This is a genomic window from Nocardia neocaledoniensis, from assembly GCF_029868625.1.
Lineage (GTDB): Bacteria > Actinomycetota > Actinomycetes > Mycobacteriales > Mycobacteriaceae > Nocardia > Nocardia neocaledoniensis_A.
Window position 1 is genome coordinate 1 of sequence record NZ_JARWOJ010000028.1, and the last position, 4,274, is coordinate 4,274.

The window sequence follows — 4,274 nt, forward strand, 5'->3', positions numbered from 1 at the left end:
CGGGGGGGGGCTGGGGGTGCGGGGCGGGGGGGCGGGGGTTTAGCGGCGCGCGGAGCTCCCCCCCCCGCGGTCCCCCGGGGGCGCCGGCGCCCGCTACCCCCCGGGGGGCGGTTTGGGGGGGGGGGGGGGCCCCCCCCGCGACGGGTCCCGCGCTCGCCAGCAGCGCGAGCGCCATGAGCAATCCCGCCGCTATCCGTAATAGACCTGGTTCGTCCTGCCTGCCCGCACCGCGCACGGCACCTCCGAGTGACTCGACTCGTCCAACGCCACGGCGCATCAGCCCACCCCATCGACCTCAACGGTCGACCAATGCCCCCTGTACCTCGTCATTCCCGATCATGATCACCGTCACCGTACGACACATAGTTCCCAAAGGAAACATCTGCCACAGCACGTCGGGGGTGCGATTAGGCGATTGCCCGGAATTAGCCTGATGCAAGACAGCGTTCACCCAGGAGAAACAGACCGGAGGTCTGAAAATGTGACTGGAGTGAGACCGGTTACCTAGTGGAATCGAGTTCGGCCGGCGCGGCGTCGACGTCGGGACCGCGACGGACCTTCACGACGTAGAGCCCCGCGATCGCCAGTGCCGTGAGCGTCAGCAGGATGCCGGTGATCAAGCCCCAGGACATGCTCTCCGGCTGCTCGAGCCGGTCGACGAAGGCCCGCACGGCCACCTCGGGATGGTTGCCCTTGTACTTGGCGGCGTCCTCGGCCCACTCCAGCCGGACCCGGCTGATGCTGTCGCTGTGGGTGCCGATCCAGTCGTCGCTGAACACCGCCACGGTGCCTTCGGTGCTTTCGCCCACCTCGGTGGCCAGGTCACGTAGGCTCGAGTCGTGCCCTGGGTTTCCGGGAACGACAACGACACTCAGCGGGATCCCCTCGGATCGCGCCTCGGCGACGATCGCCGCCAGCTTCTCCTGGTCGACACCCTTGGGAGCGGCGACATGATTGTCGGCGAGATCGGACTCGACACTGCTCAGCACGGTATTCGGCGGCAGTTCCGCGGCCATCGGCGCAAAGGTGTGCAAGACGGTCATCTTCCATCCGGTCTGTCGAGCCACGGTCGCCTCGGTCGCGACGGGCAGCCAACACTGCAGAGTGAGCGTCAACGCGTCATTCCCCGACTCGCTCGACAGGCACAGTACGCGACGGCGCGCGCGGGCACGTCCGCACGCCACGCTCGGGCGGCCCCGCGTATTTCTTAGGACAAGCGTACTGTTAGACTTGTGCGGCGAGGAAACCGGCATCTCACGGCGCCGGAACCCCCTCCGAAGACGCGAGTCGCCGGCACAGCCCCGCCGGCGGCACACCCTCACACATGAGTGGAGCTGACGTGACGAAGATTGATACCTTCGGCGCCAAAGGCACGCTCGAGGTCGGAAGCAACTCCTACGAGATCTTCCGTCTCTCGGCTGTTCCCGGCACCGAGAAGCTGCCCTACGCCCTGAAGGTGCTGGCGGAGAACCTGCTGCGCACCGAGGACGGCGCGAACATCACCGCCGACCACATCCGCGCCATCGCGAACTGGGACCCCTCGGCCGAGCCGAGCGTCGAGATCCAGTTCACCCCCGCGCGCGTGATCATGCAGGACTTCACCGGCGTGCCCTGCATCGTCGACCTGGCCACCATGCGCGAGGCCGTCACCACCCTCGGTGGCGATCCCAGCAAGGTGAACCCGCTCTCCCCCGCCGACATGGTCATCGACCACTCGGTCATCCTGGACGTCTTCGGCCGCGCCGACGCGCTGGAGCGCAACGTCGAGCTCGAGTACGAGCGCAACGGCGAGCGCTACCAGTTCCTGCGCTGGGGCCAGGGCGCCTTCGACGACTTCAAGGTCGTCCCCCCTGGCATGGGCATCGTCCACCAGGTCAACATCGAGTACCTGGCGCCCACCGTCATGGTCCGCAACGGCCAGGCCTACCCCGACACCTGTGTCGGCACCGACTCGCACACCACCATGGTCAACGGCCTCGGCGTGCTTGGCTGGGGCGTGGGCGGCATCGAGGCCGAGGCCGCGATGCTGGGCCAGCCGGTCTCCATGCTGATCCCGCGCGTGGTCGGCTTCAAGCTGACCGGTGAGATCAAGCCGGGCGTCACCGCCACCGACGTGGTGCTCACCGTCACCGACATGCTGCGCAAGCACGGTGTGGTCGGCAAGTTCGTCGAGTTCTACGGCAAGGGCGTGGCCGAGGTTCCGCTGGCCAACCGCGCCACCCTGGGCAACATGAGCCCCGAGTTCGGCTCCACCGCGGCGATCTTCCCGATCGACGAGGAGACCATCAACTACCTGCGCCTGACCGGCCGCACCGACGAGCAGCTCGCGCTCGTCGAGGCGTACGCCAAGGAACAGGGCATGTGGCACGACGCCGACAACGAGCCCGCCTACTCGGAGTACCTGGAGCTGGACCTGAGCACCGTGGTGCCGTCCATCGCGGGCCCGAAGCGTCCGCAGGACCGCATCCTGCTCAGCGAGTCCAAGAGCGCCTTCCGCTCCGACATCGTCAACTACGTGGGCGACTACACCGCGCTCGACGAGGCTGTCGACGAGAGCTTCCCGGCCTCCGACCCCGTCGCGGTGTCGGCCAGCCACGCCGGTGACGCCTCGCCCGTCCACTCGGCCGCCAACGGCGCCGAGGGCCGTCCGTCCAAGCCGGTCACGGTGCGTTCCGCCGAGCGCGGCGACTTCGTCCTCGACCACGGCGCCGTCGTCGTCGCGGGCATCACCTCCTGCACCAACACCTCCAACCCGTCGGTCATGCTCGGCGCCGCCCTGCTGGCCCGCAACGCGGTGGAGAAGGGCCTGTCGTCCAAGCCGTGGGTGAAGACCAACATGGCGCCGGGTTCGCAGGTCGTCTCCGACTACTACGAGAAGGCCGGTCTGTGGCCCTACCTCGAGAAGCTCGGCTTCTACGTGGGTGGCTACGGCTGCACCACCTGCATCGGCAACACCGGTCCGCTGCCCGAGGAGATCTCGGCCGCGATCAACGACAACGACCTCTCGGTCACCGCGGTGCTCTCGGGCAACCGTAACTTCGAGGGCCGCATCTCCCCCGACGTGAAGATGAACTACCTGGCCTCGCCGCCGCTGGTCATCGCCTACGCGCTCGCGGGCACGATGGACTTCGACTTCGAGACCGACGCCCTCGGCCAGGACACCGACGGCAACGACGTCTTCCTGAAGGACATCTGGCCGTCCCCGCAGGAGATCGACGACACCATCAAGTCGGCGATCAACCAGGAGATGTTCAAGAAGTCCTACGCCACCGTGTTCGACGGTGACGAGCGCTGGCAGAACCTGGCCACCCCGGAGGGCGACACCTTCGCGTGGGACGAGAAGTCGACCTACGTCCGCAAGGCGCCGTACTTCGAGGGCATGCAGATGGAGCCGTCGCCGGTCGCCGACATCACCGGCGCGCGCGTGCTGGCGCTGCTGGGCGACTCGGTCACCACCGACCACATCTCCCCGGCGGGCCCGATCAAGCCGGGCACCCCCGCCGCGCAGTACCTGGACGCCAACGGTGTGGCCCGCAAGGACTACAACTCGCTGGGCTCGCGTCGCGGTAACCACGAGGTGATGATCCGCGGCACCTTCGCCAACATCCGGCTGCGCAACCAGCTGCTCGACGACGTCTCGGGTGGCTACACCCGCGACTTCACCCAGCCCGGTGGCCCGCAGGCGTTCATCTACGACGCCTCGCAGAACTACCAGGCCGCGGGCATCCCGCTGGTCGTGCTCGGCGGCAAGGAGTACGGTTCGGGCTCCTCGCGTGACTGGGCCGCCAAGGGCACCAGCCTGCTGGGCGTGAAGGCCGTCATCACCGAGTCGTTCGAGCGCATCCACCGCTCCAACCTCATCGGCATGGGCGTCATCCCGCTGCAGTTCCCGCAGGGTCAGTCGGCGGCCTCGCTCGGCCTCGACGGCACCGAGACCTTCGACATCGCGGGCATCACCCAGCTCAACGAGGGTGTCACCCCGAAGACCCTGAAGGTCACCGCCACCAAGGAAGACGGCTCGAAGGTGGAGTTCGACGCGGTCGTGCGCATCGACACCCCCGGTGAGGCCGACTACTACCGCAACGGCGGAATCCTGCAGTACGTGCTGCGCAACATGATCCGCGGCTGAGACACGCGCGGCTCCGCCGCGGGGTGCGGGGGGGCGGGGCCCCCCCCCCCCCGGGGGGGGGGGGGCGCAGCCCCCCCGCCCGCGGCCGCCCCGCGCCCCCCCCGGCGGCGGGCGGCCGCCCGCGCCGATGGGGGTGGCTGAGGCC

Annotated in this window: 2 protein-coding genes; one reads left to right on the plus strand and one right to left on the minus strand. The window is 68.6% G+C overall.

All coding sequences use genetic code 11. The features are described 5' to 3' along the window. Positions 1-500: 500 nt before the first annotated feature. Positions 501-1,043, minus strand: a complete 543-nt coding sequence (locus tag QH270_RS01215; protein ID WP_280338498.1) for a DUF6676 family protein — start codon at positions 1,041-1,043, stop codon at positions 501-503. A gap of 281 nt (positions 1,044-1,324) precedes the next feature. On the opposite strand from QH270_RS01215, the gene acnA reads away from it, so the two are divergent. Continuing rightward, the gene (gene acnA, locus QH270_RS01220; protein ID WP_432420270.1) at positions 1,325-4,129 is read left to right on the plus strand and encodes an aconitate hydratase AcnA; all 2,805 of its coding nucleotides are present in this window, start codon (positions 1,325-1,327) and stop codon (positions 4,127-4,129) included. Positions 4,130-4,274 lie beyond the last annotated feature (145 nt).